This window comes from Sediminihaliea albiluteola, from assembly GCF_014077625.1.
In the GTDB taxonomy this organism is placed as follows: Bacteria; Pseudomonadota; Gammaproteobacteria; order Pseudomonadales; family Halieaceae; genus Sediminihaliea; species Sediminihaliea albiluteola.
Genome location: NZ_JACFXU010000013.1, coordinates 1,047,457 through 1,069,509, shown reverse-complemented (window position 1 = coordinate 1,069,509; position 22,053 = coordinate 1,047,457). Strand labels below are relative to the sequence as shown.

The 22,053-nt window shown below is 53.5% G+C and carries 20 protein-coding genes; 8 read left to right on the top strand and 12 right to left on the bottom strand.

The genetic code is table 11. The features are described 5' to 3' along the window. Positions 1–31: 31 nt before the first annotated feature. The 3 genes from H2508_RS05815 (at position 32) to H2508_RS05805 (ending at position 3,200) form a co-directional block, all read left to right on the top strand. Positions 32–586 (top strand): PadR family transcriptional regulator, encoded by a 555-nt coding sequence (locus H2508_RS05815; RefSeq protein ID WP_182170003.1) that lies wholly within the window; start codon positions 32–34, stop codon positions 584–586. A 127-nt stretch (positions 587–713) separates the two neighbouring features. Continuing rightward, entirely contained in the window at positions 714–2,303 is a 1,590-nt protein-coding gene (locus tag H2508_RS05810) for an ExeA family protein (RefSeq protein ID WP_328799323.1), read from the top strand. 48 nt (positions 2,304–2,351) lie between these two features. After that, entirely contained in the window at positions 2,352–3,200 is an 849-nt protein-coding gene (locus H2508_RS05805) for a general secretion pathway protein GspB (protein WP_182169997.1), read from the top strand. Here H2508_RS05805 and H2508_RS05800 read toward each other — a convergent pair. Continuing rightward, positions 3,190–4,587, bottom strand: a complete 1,398-nt coding sequence (locus tag H2508_RS05800; RefSeq protein ID WP_182169994.1) for an alkaline phosphatase — start codon at positions 4,585–4,587, stop codon at positions 3,190–3,192. The two genes, H2508_RS05805 and H2508_RS05800, sit on opposite strands and share 11 nt — an antisense overlap. Positions 4,588–4,760: 173 nt before the next feature. Here H2508_RS05800 and H2508_RS05795 point away from each other — a divergent pair, with 173 nt between their 5' ends. Further along, positions 4,761–5,747 (top strand): alpha/beta fold hydrolase, encoded by a 987-nt coding sequence (locus H2508_RS05795; RefSeq protein ID WP_182169991.1) that lies wholly within the window; start codon positions 4,761–4,763, stop codon positions 5,745–5,747. A gap of 1 nt (position 5,748) precedes the next feature. Here the strand turns inward: H2508_RS05795 and H2508_RS05790 are convergent, their stop codons facing one another. The 9 genes from H2508_RS05790 to H2508_RS05750 all read right to left on the bottom strand — a co-directional run bounded on the left by H2508_RS05790 (position 5,749) and on the right by H2508_RS05750 (position 13,736). Beyond that, positions 5,749–7,257, bottom strand: a complete 1,509-nt coding sequence (locus H2508_RS05790) for a Ppx/GppA phosphatase family protein (protein WP_182169988.1) — start codon at positions 7,255–7,257, stop codon at positions 5,749–5,751. A gap of 209 nt (positions 7,258–7,466) precedes the next feature. Next, on the bottom strand, positions 7,467–7,652 hold the full coding sequence (locus H2508_RS05785) for a hypothetical protein (protein WP_182169984.1): 186 nt from the start codon (positions 7,650–7,652) through the stop codon (positions 7,467–7,469). A gap of 50 nt (positions 7,653–7,702) precedes the next feature. Further along, on the bottom strand, positions 7,703–8,863 hold the full coding sequence (gene alr, locus H2508_RS05780) for an alanine racemase (RefSeq protein WP_235964883.1): 1,161 nt from the start codon (positions 8,861–8,863) through the stop codon (positions 7,703–7,705). Next, positions 8,815–9,672: an aminotransferase class IV gene (locus H2508_RS05775; RefSeq protein ID WP_182169981.1), complete on the bottom strand. Its 858-nt coding sequence runs from the start codon at positions 9,670–9,672 to the stop codon at positions 8,815–8,817. Before H2508_RS05775 ends, alr begins: the two co-directional genes overlap by 49 nt. A gap of 58 nt (positions 9,673–9,730) precedes the next feature. After that, entirely contained in the window at positions 9,731–10,573 is an 843-nt protein-coding gene (locus H2508_RS05770) for a glutamate cyclase domain-containing protein (protein ID WP_182169978.1), read from the bottom strand. After that, positions 10,570–11,508 carry a 5-oxoprolinase subunit C family protein gene (locus tag H2508_RS05765; RefSeq protein WP_182169975.1) on the bottom strand — a complete coding sequence of 313 codons (939 nt, stop codon included), beginning with the start codon at positions 11,506–11,508 and terminating at the stop codon, positions 10,570–10,572. Before H2508_RS05765 ends, H2508_RS05770 begins: the two co-directional genes overlap by 4 nt. After that, complete coding sequence (gene pxpB, locus H2508_RS05760) at positions 11,505–12,185, bottom strand: 5-oxoprolinase subunit PxpB (protein WP_182169972.1); 681 nt, start codon at positions 12,183–12,185, stop codon at positions 11,505–11,507. The genes H2508_RS05765 and pxpB overlap by 4 nt, the downstream gene beginning before the upstream one ends. A 4-nt stretch (positions 12,186–12,189) precedes the next feature. Continuing rightward, positions 12,190–12,924, bottom strand: coding sequence for a 5-oxoprolinase subunit PxpA (locus H2508_RS05755; RefSeq protein WP_182169955.1), 735 nt, complete (start codon positions 12,922–12,924; stop codon positions 12,190–12,192). A gap of 26 nt (positions 12,925–12,950) precedes the next feature. Further along, positions 12,951–13,736 (bottom strand): putative hydro-lyase, encoded by a 786-nt coding sequence (locus tag H2508_RS05750; RefSeq protein ID WP_182169952.1) that lies wholly within the window; start codon positions 13,734–13,736, stop codon positions 12,951–12,953. Positions 13,737–13,874: 138 nt separating this feature from the next. On the opposite strand from H2508_RS05750, the gene H2508_RS05745 reads away from it, so the two are divergent. The 3 genes from H2508_RS05745 to H2508_RS05735 all read left to right on the top strand — a co-directional run bounded on the left by H2508_RS05745 (position 13,875) and on the right by H2508_RS05735 (position 18,113). Beyond that, positions 13,875–14,714 carry an acyl-CoA thioesterase gene (locus tag H2508_RS05745; protein ID WP_182169949.1) on the top strand — a complete coding sequence of 280 codons (840 nt, stop codon included), beginning with the start codon at positions 13,875–13,877 and terminating at the stop codon, positions 14,712–14,714. 101 nt (positions 14,715–14,815) lie between these two features. Beyond that, positions 14,816–16,357, top strand: a complete 1,542-nt coding sequence (locus H2508_RS05740; RefSeq protein ID WP_182169946.1) for an acyl-CoA synthetase — start codon at positions 14,816–14,818, stop codon at positions 16,355–16,357. A gap of 109 nt (positions 16,358–16,466) precedes the next feature. After that, positions 16,467–18,113 carry a DUF3336 domain-containing protein gene (locus H2508_RS05735; RefSeq protein ID WP_182169943.1) on the top strand — a complete coding sequence of 549 codons (1,647 nt, stop codon included), beginning with the start codon at positions 16,467–16,469 and terminating at the stop codon, positions 18,111–18,113. 221 nt (positions 18,114–18,334) lie between these two features. On the opposite strand, the gene H2508_RS05730 is transcribed toward H2508_RS05735, so the two are convergent. After that, positions 18,335–19,108: a crotonase/enoyl-CoA hydratase family protein gene (locus tag H2508_RS05730; protein ID WP_182169940.1), complete on the bottom strand. Its 774-nt coding sequence runs from the start codon at positions 19,106–19,108 to the stop codon at positions 18,335–18,337. Between the two features lie 32 nt (positions 19,109–19,140). Continuing rightward, positions 19,141–20,157, bottom strand: coding sequence for a phosphotransferase (locus tag H2508_RS05725; protein ID WP_182169937.1), 1,017 nt, complete (start codon positions 20,155–20,157; stop codon positions 19,141–19,143). 192 nt (positions 20,158–20,349) lie between these two features. Between H2508_RS05725 and H2508_RS05720 the strand changes: the two genes are divergently transcribed. Continuing rightward, the gene (locus H2508_RS05720; RefSeq protein WP_328799321.1) at positions 20,350–22,047 is read left to right on the top strand and encodes a class I adenylate-forming enzyme family protein; all 1,698 of its coding nucleotides are present in this window, start codon (positions 20,350–20,352) and stop codon (positions 22,045–22,047) included. Positions 22,048–22,053 lie beyond the last annotated feature (6 nt).

The following is a 22,053-nucleotide window of genomic DNA, read 5'->3' as shown; positions in this document are numbered from 1 at the left end:
GCTTGCCGCAGGTTTGGAATAGGAATATCTCATGGCATTGTCTCACGCCATTATGACCGCTCTGTTAGAAGACGACATGTCTGGCTATGAGTTGGCGAAAGCTTTCGATGTGTCTTTGGGTTTTTTTTGGCATGCCAGCCATCAGCAAATTTATCAGCAGTTGCATAAGTTGGCCGAGCAGGGCTTGCTGGACAAAGAAACCGTTGTGCAGCGCAGTCGGCCCGATAAAATCCTCTATCGCCTGACTGAGGCGGGACGAGAGGAATTGGCGCAGTGGGTCTTTGGTCCCAGCCGTGTGCAAGAAGCTAAAGATGACCTGTGGGTCAAGCTTTATAACTTGAGTGAGGCCAACTTGGCTCATCTCAGCGGCGAGCTGCGGCAGCGCCGCGATGAAATGATGCAGCGACTTTATCTCTATGAAAAAATCAGGCGGCGCCATTACGCTGAGCCCGATAGCTTACCGCTGCGCCGCAAAGGCGTTTACTTGGCCCTGCTGGCCGGCATTAGGCAGGGAGAGCAGTTTCTGGCTTGGTGCGATGAGGCTCTTAGTATGCTCTCAAATATTGATAGCCCTTCATCGCCATAGCCGCGAGGCAGTGCCTTGGGCATAATGTCATCTCTTTGCGGGGCAAACATAGGCCAGTATGTATCATCAATATTTTGGGCTTAAGGAAGCGCCATTTTCTATCGCGGTGAACCCGCGGTATCTTTTTATGAGCGCGCGCCACCGAGATGCACTGGCCCACTTACTCTATGGTGTGGCCGGTAGCGGTGGTTTTATTCTGCTGACAGGTGAAGTCGGTACCGGTAAGACCACTATCAATCGCTGTCTGTTGGAGCAGTTGCCCGACAGCACAGACATCGCAATCATTCTCAATCCCGCGCTGAATGCTTTAGAGCTCTTGGCCAGTGCTTGCGATGAGCTGGGTATCGACTATGACCCGGATAACACCAGTCTGAAAACGCTGACTGATAAGCTGCAGCGTTTTTTATTGGACAATCACGCCCGCGGCCGCAAAACCGTCCTGCTGATCGATGAAGCGCAGCACTTAGATTTTGAGGTGCTAGAGCAGATACGCTTACTGACAAACTTAGAAACTAATAGCGAAAAGTTACTGCAAATTATCCTTATTGGTCAGCCGGAGCTGGCGGCCTTATTACAGCGCCCTGAGCTGCGTCAATTAAATCAGCGAATTACAGCGCGCTACAATCTAGAGCCACTTAATTTAGCAGAAACGCGGGCCTATATTCGCCACCGTTTACAGGTGGCTGGTCTAGCCCCGGACCGGGAGCTCTTTCCCGATGCGGTAGTGCGGCGTATTCATCGGCGTACCCGGGGTATTCCGCGATTGATTAATGTTTTATGTGATCGTGTGTTACTCGGCGCCTATGGCCGCAATAAGGCGCGAGCTGATCGCGCCATGGTAGAAGTTGCCGCCCGGGAAGTCATGGGCGAGAGGCCGGCGGCCAAAGTTTGGCCCTGGTTGTTGCTGCCACTGTGCTTGCTGCTGATTGCCGGCTTGCTGCTATGGTTTTATTGGCCACAACAGCCTGTACTCAGTGAGCACTCAAGTCCCGCTGCTGTGGCTGCAGTGAGCGAGCGACACAACTTGCCGGTAGTTACGCTGCAACAAGGCGAGCAAGAGGAGGCCGTATCAGCACTGGCAGCAGCTGGGCCTCCAGCGCTTAATCGCAGCTGGTTATTGCCGCCAAGGCAAGCTGGGGAGTATTTGTGGGCTTTGCATTCCGCCATTACAGTGCCCGCTGAGGTCTGCAGTACTCAAGTACAGGAGGGACTGCTTTGCTATCGCGAGCGGGTGCAAACATGGGATGCACTGCAGGCTTATGACCGTCCACTGGTGCTAGAGCTGGTTACGGAGGAGCGTTTTAGCGCCGCTGCGCTATTGATTGCAGTGCAGGGGCAAGAGGCCGTGTTGGCGAGCTCTCAAGGATTGGTCAATGTGCCGCTGACGCATTTGGCCAAACTCTGGCAGGGTGAGTTTTATCTATTGTGGCGCCCCCCTGAGGGTTTTGCTAAGCCGCTTTCTATAGGGGATAAAAGTCCTGTAGTGGCACAAGTCGCTCAAATGCTAGCAGAGCTGGATGGGCAGGAAAGACCCTTGGCGACCACAGGTTTTAGCGCGACCCTGGAAACGCGGGTGCGCTTGTTCCAGCAGGCGAATCATTTGGAGGCCGACGGAGTAGTAGGGCTGCAGACCCTGCTAAAGTTAAACGAGCAGCTCGGTATCGACCCCACCCGCGCCCAGGCCAAGACACTGCTTTTAGGCCGTGCTAATGACTGACTTAGGAGTACTCGTAGACGGTGTTCAGGTCTAGCAGAGGTTTGCGCTATGTCGCTAATTTTAGACGCGATTAATCGCTCCAATCGTGAGCGCGCCAATCCCGGCGAGGTGCCAGGTATTGCCACTCAGCATTACAGTGATAGCGCTGTGCCGGCAGCAAGTTCTTGGTCTCAAGGCTTGCTGGCTTTGGCGCTGGTGCTGGCTTTGACGCTGATCGCTTGGTTGTTGCTGGCGCCCAAGGCTGCTAGTCCAGTAAACACTAGCCCCCTTGATGTAGCGCCTGTGGCTTCTATAGCGAATAGCGCGACCTCGAGCCCCGCGCTTAAGCCTGCGGCACAGCCAGTGGTGCTCGAATCATCCCATCGTGTTGCTGCACCAGAGCTGAGACCGGCGTTGATCGACAGCACAAATGCGAAGCCCCAGCCACCCGCTGAAGTGGCTGCTTTGTATACTCAAGGCTCCATGTCTGAAAGCGCTGAGCTGTCGCTCGATGAGCCTGCAGAAGCTGAGCCGCTTCGCTCGAGTGCTAGCCAGCAGGTGGAGGCTCAGCAAAGCAATACTGAGGGGCAAGAACAGACGGTGCTTGATGTCGACGCCCTGCTGCGTCAAGCGCAGTCGCAGATGCAGCAGGCTAAAGCAGTAGAACACGCGGCGCCTTTTCTTGCGGATTTGTCTCAGCAGCAAAAGGACGCCATTCCCACTGTCTTGTACAGCGCTCATGACTATCATGCAGATGCCACTCGCTCAAAGGTGTTGATCAATGGTCAGAGCGCAAGTGCAGGCAGCAGTATTGGTAAAGGCCTGCGCGTTGAAGAGATTTTGCCGGACTCAGTAGTACTGAGCTTCGCCGGTCAGTCTTTTCGTCTGCCGGCGCTCAGCAGTTGGGTCAATCTCTAAGTTCTACCTCAGGCTTTAAGCCTAAGTAATCGCGCATAATGTTGAATAGATCACTTTGTTGGATAAAAGCTGGCACATAGGCTTGGGCTTCACTGTTGCCAAATAAGGGCACGTTAGCACCAGTATGTTCCTCGTAGGGGTAGTTGTTAGTAGCATAGTTAACGCCCATGATGGCACCTTCGGGAGTAACAATTCGCGCTACCATACCCGGCGAATACACCGGTATGTTGTAGTCCTTGTACATACTTCCATCGGGTACCAGCTGTGCCGCTTGAGCGTGATCGGCAGTAACTAAGATCAGCGTATCGGGCTGGTTTTCGGCAAAGGCCATTGCAGTGGCCAAGACTTCTTCGAGTTGCTCCATTTCGCCAATCGAGCCACAGGGCTTGCGTTCATGGGCCTGCTTATCAATCGAGGCTGATTCGACCATCAAAAAGAAGCCTGTGGGGTTATCGCGCGATAAATATTCCAGAGCGACTTCGGTCATGGCCTTAAGTGTGGGAATGCCTTCAGCCTGTGGATTAGCTTCGCAGCGCATGACATCCGGGTAGCTCACGCTCCCTAGGTAGGGGTGTAATCGATTAAGCAAGCTGGGCTTTGCGGCCTCGGCGCTGCGCTGCCCCTCGCCCTGGAGGCGCACGGGCAAGGTGCCCGGTGCGAAAAGGCCAAGCAGACGTGCATCAGCTGGGGCATTGTGTAGTTGCTCTAGGTTGTGTACGAGGGTAAAGCCATTAGCTTGGGCAGCTTCGGCCACGCTGATATTGCCACCTTCAATCTCTGGGCTGAAATGTTTGCTGCCGCCGCCAAGCAAGATATCTAAGGATGATGCTGCAAGTTGTTCGGCGATAGACCCGGGCCCGCCTGCGGCTTTTAGGTCTTGCTTACAGTTGCCTAAGGGAATCCCGCGATAATTGATATCTAGCATCTTGTTCGGGTTTTCACACAGTCGTAGGCTGACATGAGCAGCAAAAGCAGCTGGTGTAGCATCAGTAACGCTGGCGCTGGTCACGATACCGCTGCGCAGGCCCGCTGCGCTGGCTAACTCGGCAATGGTTGGCAGGTCTTCATCACTGCCTGCAGCAGTGCTAATACGCCCGCGGCTGGTGACAACGCCGGTGGCGAGGGTGGTAGCAGTATTGGCGGAGTCGGCGACATAGACCGGTTTATGCTCAGTGCTATCTTCGACGGTGAGGATCTGGACCGCTGCTCGCAGTGGCATGTCATCGAGTAGTAAACGACCTTGAGCGCCTTTGAGGTAGTTGCGGGCGATACTAATTTGATGGTCATCCATACCATCGCCAATAATAAGAATCACATTGGCGGCATGGAGCATATTGCTGCAAAGGCCCAGAATAAGTGCCAACATAAGTGTTTTGAAACGAAACATAAAAAAAGCTCCGAGCAAAAAATGTTAGTGAAGCATGATAGTGTGAACTTGACTAGCCTGCATTCTACAGGCCCCTCTTGAGATACTGTATCTGTTCAATGTATCAGGCCTGCAGCTTGTATCTGCTTGTGGCAGGATGGCCCTAGGCTTTATGAGTTATGAGGAAGTCGCTTATGCAATGGCAACACCACCACGCCAAGATTAATGGCATCAACATGCACTACGTAGAGCAGGGCAGTGGCCTGCCGATCGTGCTCTGCCATGGATTTCCCCACCTCTGGTTTAGTTGGCACCGACAAATTACCGCACTGGCTAATGCGGGTTATCGAGTGATCGCACCGGATATGCGGGGTATGGGTCAGACTGACGCACCAGCTGAGGTAAAGGCCTATGATATCGATCACATCACTGGGGATTTAGTCGGCCTATTAGATCATCTGGGCTTGCAGCGAGCAGTGTTCGCCGGCTTAGATTTTGGTGCCTTTGCTATTTACGACTTAGCTCTGCGGCATCCGGAGCGGGTGATTGCAGTGATCGGTTTGGAAAACCCTGCGGCACCCCACAACCCGGATGAGCCGCCTTTGACTGAGTACCGCCGAATCGCTGAGCAGCACTTTTTGCATATTGAGTACTTTCGCGAGCCGCCGCGGGCCGATCGCGAGTTAGCAGCGCAGCCCCGACTTTTCTTACATAAAGTGTTTTACACCCTCAGCGGCGACTGTGACTTCTTTAAGATGTTTAACTACCCACCCGGAACTTCTTATCTCGATGCTATGGAAGAGCCGCCAGCGCTGCCTTGGCCCTGGTTGTCAGAGCTGGAGCTAGAGTTTTTTGTCAGTGAATACAGTCGCACCGGCTTTACCGGTGGGCTCAACTGGTACCGCTCATTCGATTTAAAGTGGGAGCAGCGTCGCCCTTATGAAGGTGTGCAGAGCGCTGTGCCGGCCTACTTTATCGGCAGTGAAAACGATGTCGACTTAGAGGGTTTTCACGGCGATGATCCAATAGCACAAATGCGGGCTATTTTTCCCGATTTGCGCCGTGTTGAGATGATTCCCGGTGCTGGACATATGGTGCAGCTAGAAGCTTCTGATCAGGTGAATAGTCTGATGCTGGCCTATCTTGAGGAGATTAGCCAAGCAGAGTCTGAGCGCGATTGAGTTAGTGAATTAGCAGGCTAAAATCCTGCTTTTGCAGCAGCTTTTGCTCCTGCTCAAGCTCCCAAGTGGTCAGTGGGTGCTGATCTAACCATTCATCAGGGAAGCTTAAGTGCAGTGAGCGCTGTTCGACTTCAATAGCAAACTCTGGCAACAGTTCCTGCTGTTCCACGTGCTTAAAAAGAAAGGCTAGGCGCAGCAGGATGATCAGGCGTAAGAGAGCTAAACTTTCGCTGTCGTTCTGCTCATTAAATTGCTGTTCATCGAATTTACCGCGGTGGTAGCGCGCTAGTAACGCTAGCTGCTCCTGTTCTTCTTGGGAAAACCCAGGCAGGTCAGCATTTTTTAATAGATAGGCTGAGTGGCGGTTGTAGTGTTTGTGAGAAATCGCCATGCCTATATCAAGGGTGCAGCTAGCTCGGTGCAGCAGGTCCCAGTCAGCACTATTGAGTAGCCATTTATCGCGCGTGGCCTCAAACAGCATGCGCGCTCGTTTCTCAACAATGACTGCAGCTTGATCGTCGACGTTGTAGCGCTGCATCAGTGCATTGATAGTGCGCTCTCGTACATCCTCATGAAAAAGGCGGCCGTCTAAGTCGTAAATAACGCCCTCGCGCAGTGCGCCTTTAGAAATGCGCATTTGATCGATACCCAGTACATCAAATACAGCACGACTCAGCGCCACCCCGCTGACAATGACGCTGCGGCGCTGCTCGGATAAACCCTCGACTTGGATTTGATCGAAGTCGCTAAACTCGAGCAATGTTTGCTCTAGTCTTTGTAGTCCAGCAGCACAAATCCCTGCCTTGCTCCAGCCATTTTGCAGCAGGATACTTTCAATCGCTCGCAAGGTTCCAGAGGAACCCACACATTCTTCCCAGTGTCTGTGATGGTAGTGGTGGCGCAGGTATGAAAGCTCCAAGCGTGCTCGATTATAGGCTCGCTGGTAGCGTTCCTGAGTGATCTGGGCGTCGGGAAAAAACTCATGGCTATAGGTCACACAGCCCATTTGTAAACTATCGAGCCGCTGTGCCTCAAAGCGCTGGCCGATAATCAACTCAGTGCTGCCACCTCCTATATCCACCACTAATCGCGAATGCGCGTCATCTGCAAGGCTGTGAGCCACACCTAGATACACTAAGCGAGCTTCTTCTCGGCCATAGATTACATCCACTGGGCTACCTAAGAGGGCTTTTGCTGGCCGGGTGAATTCGCGGCGGTTTTTGGCTGCTCGCAGTGCCTGAGTGCCGACGATACGCAAGCGGTCGGGTTTGAGAGTATCGAGTAATTGTTTGAAGCGAGCGAGACAGTCGAGACCGCGCAGCATGGCTTCAGTGCTCAATAGCTCATCTTCAAAGCCGGCGCCGAGCTGTACTTTTTCGGCCAGTGTTTCGACTGGCCGGATTTCACCGTGCTCTACACGGGCAATGACCAGGTGAAAGGAGTTACTGCCCAGATCGATGGCAGCCAGTAAGCTCCCCTCGGCTATTGGTTCCAGTGCTTGGGTATCCAAAAGCGTATTGTTCCTGAGTGCTTAGTGGCAGTTTATAGTACTGGTTTTTTGACTTGATGCCAGATCAATCCCACGCTGAATGTTATAACAATATTGCTCAAGTAACCGCGCCATAAGTCTGACGCTAGGCTGCTTGCTGTTGGGCGTTTTAAGATTCAGATGGATAGAGGGGCGCTTGGGGACGCGTGGCGTCCCAGGTGGGTCAAATCTTACTTCTTGTTTTGGCTAGAGCGGGCATAATAACCTCCTTGCTGGCCGCTGATACCAGATTGAATCTGATCAACTTTGCCACCTGAGGCCAAAAAGGCCGCGGTTTGTTCTTCAATGGAAGAGGATGTTTCTACTGCTGCTGGCTGTTTCTTTTTAGCTGGAGCGCGATGCGGTTTAGCGGCCATTCCTTTATTCCTTTGCTATTTATGGCCATACAGTATAGCCGATCTGGCAATTAATTGTTCGGCGCCCCTGTTGTGCTAGAGCCGGTGACAACTCGGGGGGTTCTCAGCGGCATGCGGGTGAGGAGTTCATAGCCAATGGTGGCGGCGTGTTCGGCAACCTCCGCAATCGGCAGGCCTTCACCCCAGAGGGTGACGGGGTCACCAATGTTTACAGCATCAATATCGCTGACGTCAACAGTAATCATATCCATAGACACCCGTCCAGCCAGCGCTGCACGCTGGCCTTTCACTAATACCGGCGTGCCATTCATTGCGTTGCGCGGGTAGCCATCTCCATAGCCAATGGCCACTGTGGCAATACGAGAGGGGCGCTGTGCCACCCAGGAGCCGCCGTAGCCAACAGCACTGCCGCTGGGGACATCGCGCAGCGAGATAATGGCCGACTCTAAGGTCATTACCGGACGCAATTGATCGGCATTGACCTGTGAGCGGCTGCCAAAGGGTGAGTTACCCCACAGCATATAACCCGGGCGAACCCACTCGTAGTGTGACTGGGGCCAGGCGAGTAAGCCCGGTGAATTGGCGGCGCTGCGCTCTGCCTTGAGCCCAGCGCAAGCTGATGCAAAGCAGGCCAGTTGCTGCTCGGTGCCGCGGGGATCCACTTCGTCGGCAGAGGCAAAGTGCGTGCAGAGTACTGGGCTGCCACGGTGCTGTGGCATATTGCTTAAGTGGTGGAAAAGCTCGGCGCAGCGTTGTGGTGCAAAACCCAGCCGGTGCATGCCAGTGTCTATTTTCAGCCAGCAATGCAGGGCTGCTGTTAAGCGTGCCTGTTCTAGCCACTTGAGTTGTCGCTCATTGTCGATCATCAGCCAAAAGTTATTGGCCGCGGCAACAGCTAATTCTGCCGGCTCGAATGGACCCTCTAGCAACAGCAGTGGTGCCTTGATCCCAGACTCTCTGAGCTCTAGTGCTTCTTCAATACAAGCGACAGCCATGGCGTCACTGTAGGGCTCCAGCGCGCTGGCCATTGCCAGCGCGCCGTGGCCGTAAGCGTTGGCTTTAACGACAGCCATTAAGCGGGACTGCGGCGCCAATGACTGTGCCAGCTTGACATTATGGCGCAGTGCATCGAGATTCAGCCGCGCTTGAGTGGGGCGCGCCATTAGTAGTCGTAGCGGTGTTTGACGAACAGGCTTTGAGCTGCGAGCCATACATCGCCGACCTTACCATCACCCACTGGGGCACCGTCGATTTCGACTACCGGCGCTAGCTCTTTACTGGAGCTCGACAGCCACACTTCGTCGGCATCGCGTAATTCTGCCAAGCTCACTGTGCGCTCCTCAACTGGGATGTTGCCATCGCGGCGCAGGATGTCGATAGCCATAAAACGCGTGATGCCGGGCAGTTTCTGATAGTCCAAGTCGGGCGTGGCAACTACCCCGTCCTTGACCACAAACACGTTGCAGGCAGCTGCTTCGGTTAGCTCTTTTTGGGCATTGTAGAGAATGGTTTCGTTGTGGCCATTGGCGTAGCCCTGCTGATAGTGCATCACGTTGCCAAGCAGTGCTGTGGATTTGATATTGCAGCGTTTCCAGCGCAGATCTTCGGTGGTGGATACTTTGTAAGTGCTGGCTAGCGCTTTGTCGGCTTGTGGCGCGGGTGGGATCTCAAAAGCAAAAGCGAAGAGGGTCGGTGCAATATTTTCCGGGTAAGCGTGGTGGCGCCGTGAGTCGGCGCCGCGGCTAATGTGTAGGTAGATTCCGAGGTTGCCGCCACCGTTACGCTCTATTAATTGCTGGCTGATGTCGCGCCAGTGATCCTGATCTATCTGCACTTGGATTTCCAGGGCATCCAGACCGTCTTGCATGCGTGTCATATGGGGCCCAAAACCCACCAGTTTGCCGCCATAAGAGGGGATAACCTCGTAGATGCCATCGCCAAATAAAAAGCCACGATCCATGGGAGATATTTTGGCTTCTGCCATCGGCATAAAACTGCCGTTTAAATAGACTGTGCTCATGGGGGTTACCTTAAAATCACTATTGGTGAGTGGAGCAATAAAAGTATAAAGCTCTGCTTTAGCTACTAGCAAAGCCTGTTAATTGGCGCAGTTGTTCAATGACTTCGCAGCCTGTGGAAGCAGCCAAGCCATCTTCGGTGGGGGTGTTTTCTCGGGTCACCCCATCGACGCTGCCGCGAATTGATAGATAGTCGAGGATGATCTTGGGGGAAACTTGTCCCAGAAGGTCCTTGCGCGCCCAGAGCCCGAGGAAGGCGATCAGGCCATAAGCTCCCCAGTTAGACACATCCGCAACGAGTAGTTCATCACAGCTAGTGACCGATACACGAATATCCAGTGAACTGATGGCCTGGGCGATTTTACCCATACCAATTTCATTGCCGCCATCGCCAATGGCAATAGTCGGGCACTGAGCGAGCTCAACAAAGGGATCGAAAATGCCGCAGCGGGCACTGATGTCTTCGCCGCGCATATTGTAGTAACGGCCATCGGCACAGAGCCCGGGGCGCTCGATAGAAATGACCGCATTCGGTGCTAATGAAGACAGCGCGTCGAACGCATCTTGACGTGCTTGGGGCAATGAGCGGGCACTTAAGCTGTGCACTCTGAAATCCTTTTCTAAGGCAGTGGCTAAGGGCGGGGCACACACCAGTATCGGTTCTGCTCCCAGTGCCGAGAGGGCTTCGTAGAGGGCAATAGCGCCGACTGGGCCATCTGTTTCAAAGGTGTCAGCTACCGGAAAACCCGTGCCGATCAATACACAGCCATCGCAAGCGCGCAAGACTTGTGCGGCTCGTAGGTAATAGCCGGGTTGCAGGGCGGCTTGGGCCAGCTGCATATGGCGCAGGTTGCGTGAGACCAGCAAATTTTCTATATCAATACTCAGGTGCAATTCGCTCATGCTTGTCCCTCCAGTAGGGGCAGGTGCTGCAGTCGATAGTGCTCCAAGTGCAGCGCATTGTGTGCCGCATAACTTGTGATGGCTTCAAAGTTAAGGGTTGCACCGGGAGTCAACTGGGCCAGTCGCGCGACATCTAGGGACAGAGCAGAGCCTATTTTAGGATAACCACCAATAGTTTGCCGATCGTTTAGTAACACGATGGGCTGCCCGTCTGCGGGAATTTGTATGGCGCCAAAGCAGATACCCTCAGATAAAATACCGTCTAAACTGCAGTGTATAGCAGCACCCTTTAGACGGTAGCCCATGCGATCACAGCGCTCGCTGACCTGGTATTGGCTGCTGAAAAAACGCCGTTGCTGCAAAGGGCTAAAATGCTTCTGTTGATATCCCAGAATCACTCGCACGGTGATGTCGCGTGCATACTTGGGTATCCAAGCCTCGGGTAAGTAACGCAGTGTTCTATGATGGTGGGTAGGGCAGGGCAGCAGGTCGCCGGCTTGGAGCTTGTCACCCTCTAGTCCGCCGACCTTTTCACGGCTGACAGTTGAGGTGCTGCCAAACTGCTCGGGGATGCTAAAGCCATCGGCTACGCCGAGATAAGCGCGGCAACCTGATACGGCAAAGCCCAGCTTAATCTCATCACCTTCACAGACTTTGTGTACCTGCCACAGCGCTGCCTCTCGGCCGTTGATTTGCAGCGGCAGTTCGGCGCCGGTGACGCAAATGTAGGTATTAACCTTGGATTGTAGGACCAAACCACCAAAGCTAACTTCAATCAAAGTCGCCTTGGCCTCATTGCCCAGCAAGCGGTTACACAGCGTAAAAGCCTCGGGATCCAGTGGGCCGCCGGTAGTGAGGCCAATTCTTTGCTGACCGAAGCGTCCAGTATCTTGTAATAGGCTTAGCAAACCGGGCTGTAAAACTTCCATGCTCATTCGAGTTCACCTCCCAATGCAAGATAACGCTCTCGAGTGATCGCTTCAAAGCGCACTCGGTCGCCGACTGCAACGGGCATGGTGGGCTCGGCTTGAGGGTTGAACATGGGCGTGGGGCAGCGACCGATAAGGTTCCAGCCACCAGGGGAGACTGCTGGGTAAACTGCTGTTTGGCGATCGGCGATTGCCACTGCGCCGCGCGGTACACGCTGCCTGGGCGTCGCCTTGCGAGGGGCGGCAATGCGGGCGTCAACTTCGCCTAAGTAGGCAAAGCCCGGCGCAAAGCCAATGGCGTAGACGCGGTACTCGCACTGGCTGTGCAGTTTGATTACATCCTCGACCGAAAGGCCTGCATTTTGGGCCAGGGCTTCTAAATCCGCGCCAACCTCGGGGTGATAATACACCGGCAAAACCACAGTTTTGTGGCTATCTTCTGCGCCAGTATCTAGTTGGGCGGTGGCTCTTAGGATGGCTTTGCGCACAGCGAGATGATCTGTTCTCAGTGGGTTATAAATAACCAGCAAGGAGGCATAAGAAGGCACTAGGTCAACCAAGTCCTCGCCGAGAGCCTTTGACAGCGCCTCAGCTGCGGCTTGCACCTGGGCCGAGACTGCAGGGCTGGTGCTGCTACCAAGATAGAGTATCAGGGCATTTTCCCCGGCTGTGACGAGCTCCATGACCCTAGGCGACCTCGACGATCTGGCGGAGCGCTGCGATGATGTTGACCGCTTCGAGGTTGTCGCCATGGACGCAGAGTGTGTCGGCTTGCAAGTGTAGCTCTTGGCCACTGACAGTGGTGACGCTGCCTTTGCGGCTCAGTTGGGTGACCTGGGCAAGGGTTTGCTCTTGGTTGAGCACTGCGCCGGCTTGCCGACGGGATAACAGCGCCCCCTTATCGTCGTAACAGCGGTCGGCAAAGGCCTCGAATAATAGGCCGCTGAGTCCAGCCGCTGCAGCTTCATCGCGGTGGCTTTGGGCTTGGGGGGTGGCCAGTAGCATCAGCTTGAGTGGTCGGTGATAGCTGGCTAGTGCAGCCATTACTGCTGCACGGACTTCAGTCTTGGCCATCATGTCGTTGTAGAGCGCACCGTGGGGTTTGACGTAAGTCAGTTGTAGACCTTCACTGGCGGCCATGCCATCGAGTGCGGCTATTTGGTAGAGCAAAGTGGCGATGATTTCTTCGCTACTTAAATCCATGGAGCGCCGGCCAAAGCCCACTAAGTCGGGGTAGGCTGGGTGGGCACCCACTGCCACGCCATGTTCAGCTGCTAGTGCCAGAGTTTTGCGGATAGTGAGAGGGTCGCCGCCGTGAAAACCGCAGGCTATGTTGGCCTGATGAATATGGGGCATGACGGCGGCGTCCATACCCATGGTCCAGCTGCCATAACTTTCGCCAAGATCACAGTTCAATTGCATGCTAGGTACTCGCGATGTAGAACATTTTACATGATAGCCAGTTGGCTATTGCGCAGGTCAGTAACCAGCATACAGCCAGGGCTATGGGTGATAGCAAAGGGTGGGCGGGCCTTCTCCAGAGCTACTTGGGGAGTGACGCCACAGGCCCAAAATACTGGCACTTCCTCTTGCTTAATGCTAACTGGGTCACCGTAATCCGGCTGCTCGAGGTCTTTTATGCCAATGATTCTGGGGTCGCCGAAATGTATCGGGGCGCCGTGTACTGAGGGGAAGCGGGTGCAGATTTGTATCGCCCGGATGGCGTCAGCTGCCTTAAAAGGTCGCATGCTTACCACCATGTTGCCGGCAAAGTCTCCGGCACTTTGGCAGGGAATATTGCTGCGGTACATGGGGACGTTAACACCTTCGCTGACGTTGCGTACATCTAGGCCATCTGCCAGCAGTGCCTCCTCAAATGAGAATGAGCAGCCCAGGGCAAAGGTGACCAAATCATCGCGCCATAAGCTACGGATATCAGCCACTTCATCTTCGAGTTGGCCATGGCGAAATATTCGGTAGCTAGATACGTCGCTGCGGATGTCAATGTCCCCCAGAGAGGGCAAGCTGATATCGCCGGGGCTGTTGGCCATGGCAATTAGGGGGCAGGGCCGCGGATTGAGCTGACAAAAACGCAAAAAGTCGCCGGCCCAATCCGCCGGCAGAATAGTCAGGTTGCACTGTACGTAGCCTTGGGCCAGCCCTGAGGTGTGGCCAGTATATAGACCACTCCGAATGCGCTGGCGCAGTTGCGCGGGGCTGAGTAGTTGTGGCATCGGACATACCTCTAGTGATGGTGGGGGCCAATTAGCTGTGCCGACAAGCAATAAAAATGCTTTCTAGCATCGCGACGCTTGGCCGAGCGGCGTGAATTCGGATAATGTATCGGTAACACATTCTAGTAGATAGCCCCTATGCTTAACCAGTTACTCGATGTCTTATCACCCGTACAGCAAGCGGATCAATCCTTTCTTGCTCAGAATATGCACCCGCGGGCGATGCGAGTTTACGGTGGCCAAGTGCTGGGGCAGGCGCTGCGAGTAGCGGCAGCAACCGTAGACAAGGATCGACCAGTACACTCTCAGCATGCCTATTTTCTGCGGCCGGGTAACCCGCGTGAAGAGATCGTGTTTGAAGTGGAGCATGCACTTGATGGCGGGAGCTTGAGTTCTCGGCGAGTGGTCGCTCTACAGCAAGGCAAGCCGATTTTAGTGTGCTCGGTATCGTTTATGCTAGATGGCGAGGGCGAGCGCTTTCAGCAAGCGATGCCGGATATTCCCCCACCTGAGTCTTTACCTAACGAGCGTGAGCGCAGTATCGCGGATAACAGCTTTAACGAAGACTTTATGATCCTGACCGGAGAGGATCTCGATGTGCGCTTGCTCGACCCGGTGGATTGGAAACAGCCTGTTGCCAGAAAACCGGTGTTCCATGCCTGGCTCAAGACGCGGGGTCCGATTGAGGATCAGCCCGGCTTGCACGAGGCGCTATTGGCCTATATGTCGGATTCACTACTGATAGATGCCTGCCTCATTGCCAACGGACAGTCTTTTTTGCAGGATGATCTACAGGTTGCCAGTCTCGATCATGCGCTGTGGTTTCATCAAGCATTTCGCGCTGACGAGTGGCTATTGCACACGGTAGAGGCTGAGTGTGTGATGGGTGGCCGCGGTCTCTCGAGGGGGCGCTTTTTTACTCGCAGTGGCGAGTTAGTGGCTTCTTCTGTACAGCAGGGGCTGATGCGTTATCGTTAAGATTGCTAATGCCTTAGCCTGAGCACTATAGTATATTTTTTATAACATAATCATAAATGCAGCCCATATGCTGCACAGCGTCTTTACGGAGGATTTACCTTATGCCCCACCCCAGCATTACCGCTCAAACCTACCCCCACAAGCCCGCCATTATTATGGCCAACAGTGGTGAGATAGTGACCTATGGACAACTGGATGAGCGCAGTAATCAAGGTGCGCACTTATTCCGCTCTCTGGGGCTGAAAAAGGGCGATCACATCGGCATGATGATGGAGAACAATCGGCAGTTTTTGGAGATATGCTGGGCAGCTCAGCGGGCCGGGATCATCTTTACGCCAATCAGTACCCATCTGCAACAGGCTGAAACCGCCTATATTCTTGAAAACTGTGGCGCGCGCTTATTTATTGGCAGCTATAACTTGCGCAATGTGGCGAGCAAATTGTTATCAGAAGCTAAGGCTGTCGAGCATTTTCTTATGGTCGGCGGGATTTGCGAAGGGTTTGAGTCTTGGGAAGAAGCGGTAGACCGACAGCCCAAGGAGCCGATCGAAGACCAGGCCAATGGCGTAGCAATGCTCTACTCATCGGGCACTACAGGTAAGCCCAAAGGGATCTTTATACCTCCGCCTAGTGATGATGTATTAGCCCCGATGGGCTTGGCTGAAAGTCTGGGCGCATTTTTTGGTTTTGGCGAGGAAACCGTCTACTTATCAACGGCCCCGCTATATCATGCGGCTCCGCTGCACTACAACATGATGACGTTGTATCAGGCCGGCACTACCGTAGTGATGGAAAAGTTTGATCCCGAGCGCGCCTTGCAGTTGATTGAGGAGCATCGCGTGACCCACAGTCAGTGGGTGCCGATTATGTTTATTCGCATGCTCAAGCTCCCTGATGAAGTCCGCAAGCGCTACGATATCAGTAGTATGCAGTTTGCTCTTCATGCAGCTGCGCCCTGCCCAGTAGATGTCAAAGAGAAAATGATTGAGTGGTGGGGCGAAGTTATCGTCGAATATTACGCCGCCAGTGAAGGTATTGGCATCACCATTATCGACTCTGCCGCTTGGCTGACGCACAAAGGCTCGGTAGGGCCAGCAGTAATGGGGCAAATCCATATTGTGGATGACGATGGCAATGAGCTGCCCCCGGGCGAGATTGGGACAGTCTACTTCTCGGGTGATCACACCGGCTTTGAGTATCACGGCGAACCAGCTAAAACCGCCGAGGCATTTAACGACCGGGGTTGGGCTACCACTGGCGATGTCGGCTATGTGGATGAAGAGGGCTTCTTGTACCTGACTGATCGCAAGAATTTCATGATTATTTCTGGCGGGGTGAATATCTACCCACAGGAAATTGAGAATCTGCTGATTTCTCATGACAAGGTGGCAGATGTCGCCGTCTTTGGCATTCCTAATGAGGAGTTTGGCGAAGAAGTCAAAGCCGTTGTAGAGCCGATGAACTGGGCTGATGCCACTGATGAAGTGGCTTTTGAGCTACTCGAGTGGCTGCGAGAGCGGCTGTCGCATATCAAAGTGCCGCGTTCGCTGGATTTTGACCCAAAATTACCACGGATGGACAATGGCAAGTTGTATAAAAAGCAACTGGTTGAAAAGTACAAAAGCCAAGTAAAAGACCAGTAAGTCTTCCAGCGGGGCCCGATAAGGGCCCCGATTGATTCTGGAGATGGGCTGTGCGTAGAGCCGTAGATGTTTTATCCTAGTGGCCTGTCCCTGAGTGAAAGGAATCCGAGTGAGGAAATCTCGCAAGCTCCGCCAGCTTGAAAAAGCGATGGATACCAGTACGTCATACGAGGAGTGGTGTGAAGCCGCTCAGCAGCATGATGAGCTTTCGGGTGAGAAGCGTTGGCGCGAAGTCGACCAGAGTAATCAGTATGACTACGCCCAAATCCGTCTGCGCCTCGATCGATTGCGCAGTCTGCGTTCTCGCCACGACTATCAGGGCTTATTGTTTGCCCTCAATGAAGGCATACACGGCAATATGGGGGGTATGGGGCGCAGCACGCTGTACCGCCGAGCTAAATTTGGCACCAAGCGCCTGATTGAACAGTATATCGATGAGGTTGATGACGCGCTGCGCTTTCTAGCCGACCTCAAATGCAAAGAAATTAGCACCCAAGACAAGCTAGACTTTTTCTACCGCTCTAACATCTGCTTCGGACGCTCAGCCTTGATGCTTAGCGGTGGTGGTGTGTTGGGTTTTTATCATATGGGGGTGGTTAAAACCTTATTACACCAAGGGATTTTACCGCCGGTCATTTCAGGCTCTAGTGCCGGCTCTTTGGTGGCCGGCGTCGTCGGTTGCCATAGCGATACCGAACTGGAACGTTTTTTTGAGCCATCTAGCCTGTTATTTGAAGCTGAGCGGGAAGCTAGTGTGTTTTCTCGCATGTTTTTTGGCCGCAATCCGCAGATTGATGTGCGAGACCTGGAAAAAATTATCGAGCGCTTAATACCCGATATGACTTTCCAGGAAGCCTACGAGAAAACTGGTCGGCAAATTAGCATCACCGTCGCTCCGGCAGAAACACATCAGCGCTCACGGCTACTGAACGCTATCACTTCCCCGAATGTTTATGTGCGATCTGCCGTGATGGCATCTTGTGCCGTGCCAGGGGTCTTCCCACCGGTGATGCTGATGGCGCAAAACGTTCACGGTGAAAAGCAGCCTTACCTTCCCACCCGAAAGTGGGTCGATGGCTCTATTGCTGACGACCTGCCAGCTAAGCGCCTGTCTCGGCTTTACAGCACTAATCATTTCATAGTCAGCATGGTCAATCCAATTGCTACGCCTTTCCTGAATCGAGATGGCAAGCGCGGCAAGTTGAGCTCCTCACTAGGCGGTTTGGGGATTGGTATGGGGCGCGAAGTACTCAATTTCTATCGCAGCCTAGCTCAAAAGAAAAATGAGAATTGGCCTCGATTAAATCTTGTCTTGAACAGCATTCATAGCCTGATGGATCAGGAGTACAGCGGAGATATTAATATTGTGCCGTCCTTTGGTTGGTTTAATCCAACTAAGATTTTGTCCCATCTAAGTGAAAAGGAGCTCATGGAACTGACCGATGCAGGTGTGCGCTCCACTTACCCACACGTCGAATCGATTAGGATTTGCACTAAAATCAGCCGCACGATGGAAGAGATTTTGCAGCGCTTTGAATACGGCGATCTGCGTCCAACCGAGGCTGAATACCGCCGCCCGCGCAGTTCTCGTCGGCGCCCAACAGCCACTCGCTCTGACCGTCTAGCCCTGCGTGAGCATGCGGTAAAGGTTCCCCAGCGCAAAACTAGCCAGAGCAAAGCGGCGGCTAAAAAAACCGTGGCGAGCACTAACAGCAAAGTGGATGATAAAAAGGGTGGCAGGACTGAGGCAGCTTAAATAGTGACTGCTGCGCGGTATTGAAAGTATCCCGTTATTTGGCTAGCTGAATGCCCAGATATAGTGCTAGCTGATCTGTTGCAGATGTCTCCGCTAGCCTGTGAGAGCCCCTTAGCTCTGTATCGATACAGTGTAAGGGGCTCGCAAGGGATGGCTGCTGCTCTATCAATGCAAAGCCCCAGTCCCTTTGTTCTGCCTAGGCTTTTATTACTTACTTAGATTTATTTGCCAGTCCATTGGGGTTTGCGTTTTTCAGCAAATGCAGTGGCACCTTCTATGGCGTCGGCACTGCTGAAAATTGGCATAACTAACTCCTGTTGTTTTTGCCACATTTCTTGCTGCGACCAATCAGCTGACTCTTGTATGACTTGTTTACTGACGGCCACTGCTAGTGGACCGTTGGCAGAAATAGTGGCCGCCAATTCACGGGCGGCCTGCAAGGCTTCTCCGGCAGGTACGATACGGTTAATCAGCCCGCACTCCAAAGCTCGCGCGGCGTCAATTGGGTCGCCAGTCAGGGCTAACTCCATGGCTAGGCGCGGCGGAATTTGCTGTGGCAGCTTCATCAGGCCACCAGCGGCGGCAGCTAAGCCGCGCTTAGCTTCTGGGATGCCATATTGGGCATTATCAGCTGACACAATGAGGTCACAAGAAATTGCCACCTCTAAGCCGCCAGCTAGAGCGTAGCCTTCTACTGCAGCAATTATAGGTTTGCGCGGAGAGCGCTCAGTGAGTCCAAGTAAGCCGCGGCCTTCAACAATAGGAAGTTCGCCACTGACAAAGGCTTTAAGGTCCATGCCGGCACAGAAAGTGCCGCCAGATCCGGTGATTATGGCAACTAAAATTTCATCGTTGCTATCCAGTTCATCGAGTGCTGCGGCGACGCCATCAGCCATTGCTTTATTGGCGGCGTTTTTGGCTTTGGGGCGGTTTAGTGTGATGGTCATGATGCCTTCGTTAACATCGACCAATACGGCTTGTTCTGCTTCAGACATGTTTAGCTCCTGTTGAGCGCTTCTAGAGGCGCTTAAATTAAATTGACAGCCATTTCGGCTAGTGGGTGTACGAGGTTGCCACGGGAGTCTGCTTCGTCGCTGGAGGCGGTGCCGATTTCTACACGCTTGCGAATACCTTGTACGATAGCCGCCAAACGAAAGAGTGAGAACACTAGATAAAAATCCCAGTTATCAATACCGTCGCGGCCGGTACGCTCACAGTAGCGGGCAATATATTCTTCATCACTGGGAATGCCGAGTGACTTGCGATCGACCCCCGCTAAGCCCTTCATACTGCTGTCCCGGGGTAGCATCCAAGCCATGCATTGATTGGCGAGGTCGGCCAGAGGATGGCCTAGGGTGGAGAGCTCCCAATCCAATAGGGCCAGCACGCGTGCTTCGCTGGGGTGAAACATTATATTGTCTAGGCGATAGTCGCCGTGTACTAGGCTAAGCGTGCCATCATCCTGGGGCATGTTCGCAGGCAACCACTGCAGCAGAGTTTCCATGTTTTCAATACGCTCGGTTTCCGAAGCGCGGTACTGCTTCGTCCAGCGAGCTAGTTGACGCTCAAAATAGTTGCCGGGTTTGCCGTAATCGGCCAAGCCAACAGCATTGACGTCGACCTTATGTAGGGCGGCCAGAGTTTCATTCATGGCGTCGTAATAAGCGGCGCGCTCAGCCTTGCTTTTGGCTTCAGGGAGCAGGGGGTCCCAAAGGATGCGGCCTTCAAGGTGCTCCATCACATAAAACATCGAGCCGATGATGCTATCGTCTTCGCAGAGTAAATAGGTTTTGGGTACTGGAACAGCGGTATCAGCTAATGCAGAAATCACCCGATATTCTCGATCGACGGCATGAGCTGAAGGCAGCAGCTTACCGGGTGGCTTGCGGCGCAATACATAGGACTTACCATTGGCGCTTAGTTTGAAAGTCGGGTTGGACTGACCGCCGGCAAATTTTTCAGCTTGTAAGTCGCCTGCAAAGCCTGGTAGATGTTCTTGTAAATACTCTGCTAAGCGAGTGGTGTCGAGTTGTTGGATACTCATGACTATTCCTGTATAGGATGCTGCTGCTAGTAGCGCAGCTCAGTGTGTGGGCTCTAGTGTGCTTGGGCAATGACGGCACCGGACAAAAAAATTGACCTTAAGTGACAGTCTTTTGTCATTCATTGAGTGCCACTGAAACACAGGTTATGCTGCTTAGACCTAAATATAAATAAACTATAACAGGTGTGGCCGGTGTATCAGGAACTTAAGCAAGCTTGGCAGGAATTAACTTCGCCCGGACAAATGTTCGACGTGGAAACCGTGCAGGTCAATGGCGCTCCAGTACGTAGCTATGTGCATGCACCACCTTCTCTGCGTGAAATTTGGCTGTCCTCGGCTGGGCATGATCAGGCCGACTACCTAGTCTACGACGACGAGCGTTACAGCTATGCTGAGGCTCATCAGCGGGTGGCTGCAATTGCTCAGTGGTTACATCGCCAAGGAGTGAAACAGGGCGATCGCGTGGCTATTGCTATGCGCAACTATCCCGAGTGGATGCTGAGTTATTGGGCAGTGACATCGATGGGCGCGGTAGCGATCGGTATGAATGCTTGGTGGGTCGCCAAGGAAATGCACTATGCCCTGGCAGATTCTGCGCCCAAAGCACTGATCTGTGATGAGGAGCGATTAAATACCTTCGCCAGTATTCGATCAGACTTTTCGCAGCTTTGTGTTAGCGCTGTTCGCCTAGAGCAAGCTGCGCCGGATTGGGTCACAGAGTGGAGTGAGGTGTTGGCCACAAGCGCTGAACTGCCCGAAGTGAGCATTGCGCCAGATGATGATGCCTGTATCTTTTATACTTCAGGCACTACCGGGCGGCCTAAAGGTGCGCGCCTGACACACCGCGGATGTGTCAACAATCTGCTCAATGTCGCTTTTATCAATACTGTTCAACAACTAGCCCTGTCTCGGGCCGGCAACATTGACGCCACTGAGGCACAGTCCTCGCCGCCCTCGTCGCTAGTGGTGACGCCCCTGTTTCATGTCACTGCGAATAATTGTGTTGCTCAGGCCACAACCTTGGCTGGTGGCAAATTGGTGCATATGTATAAATGGGATGCAGAGCGTGCGATGCAGCTGATTGAGCGCGAGCAGGTAACAACTTTCAATGCGGTGCCAATGATGGTCCGTGAGATGCTGATCCACCCTAAAGTAGCGGACTATGACCTCTCATCAATCAAAACTCTCGGTGGCGGTGGTGCTGCCGTTCAACCTGACTTGGTTGATAAAATCAACCAGATGGATGGCGCCGCCAGTCCCAATACAGGCTACGGCTTGACTGAAACCTGCGGCATTATTGCGGCGCTGTCTTCGGTGTTTTTCAGTAATAAACCAGAGAGTGTCGGGCCAGCTTTACCTACTTTTGAGGCAAAATGCGTCGATCCTTTAGGTGAGGCCCTGGCTCCGGGGGAAATTGGTGAGCTCTGGGTGCGCGGTGCACCGGTTATTAAGGGCTACCTGAACCGTCCTGAGGCCACTGCAGAGGCCATTACCGAAGGCTGGTTGCACACTGGCGATATTGCCTACATGGATGAGGATGGTTTTATATTTTTAGTCGATCGCGCTAAGGATATGGTGCTGCGTGGGGGCGAAAACGTCTACTGCAGCGAAGTAGAAAATGCCTTGTTTGAACACGACGCGGTCGCTGAGTGTGCGGTGTTTGCTGTGCCCGATGAGCGCCTTGGCGAGGAAGTCGGTGCTGCGCTGTATCTCAAGCCTGGCCAGGAGCTGAGTGCGCAGCAACTGCGAGATCACTGCGCGCTCCGATTGGCTGCTTACAAAGTACCGCGTTATCTATGGCTCTTAGAGGAGCCTTTGCCGCGCAATGCCAGCGGCAAGTTTCTCAAGCGCCAATTGCGTGAGTCACTCGCCGTGGCAGAGGCCTGTTGATTACGT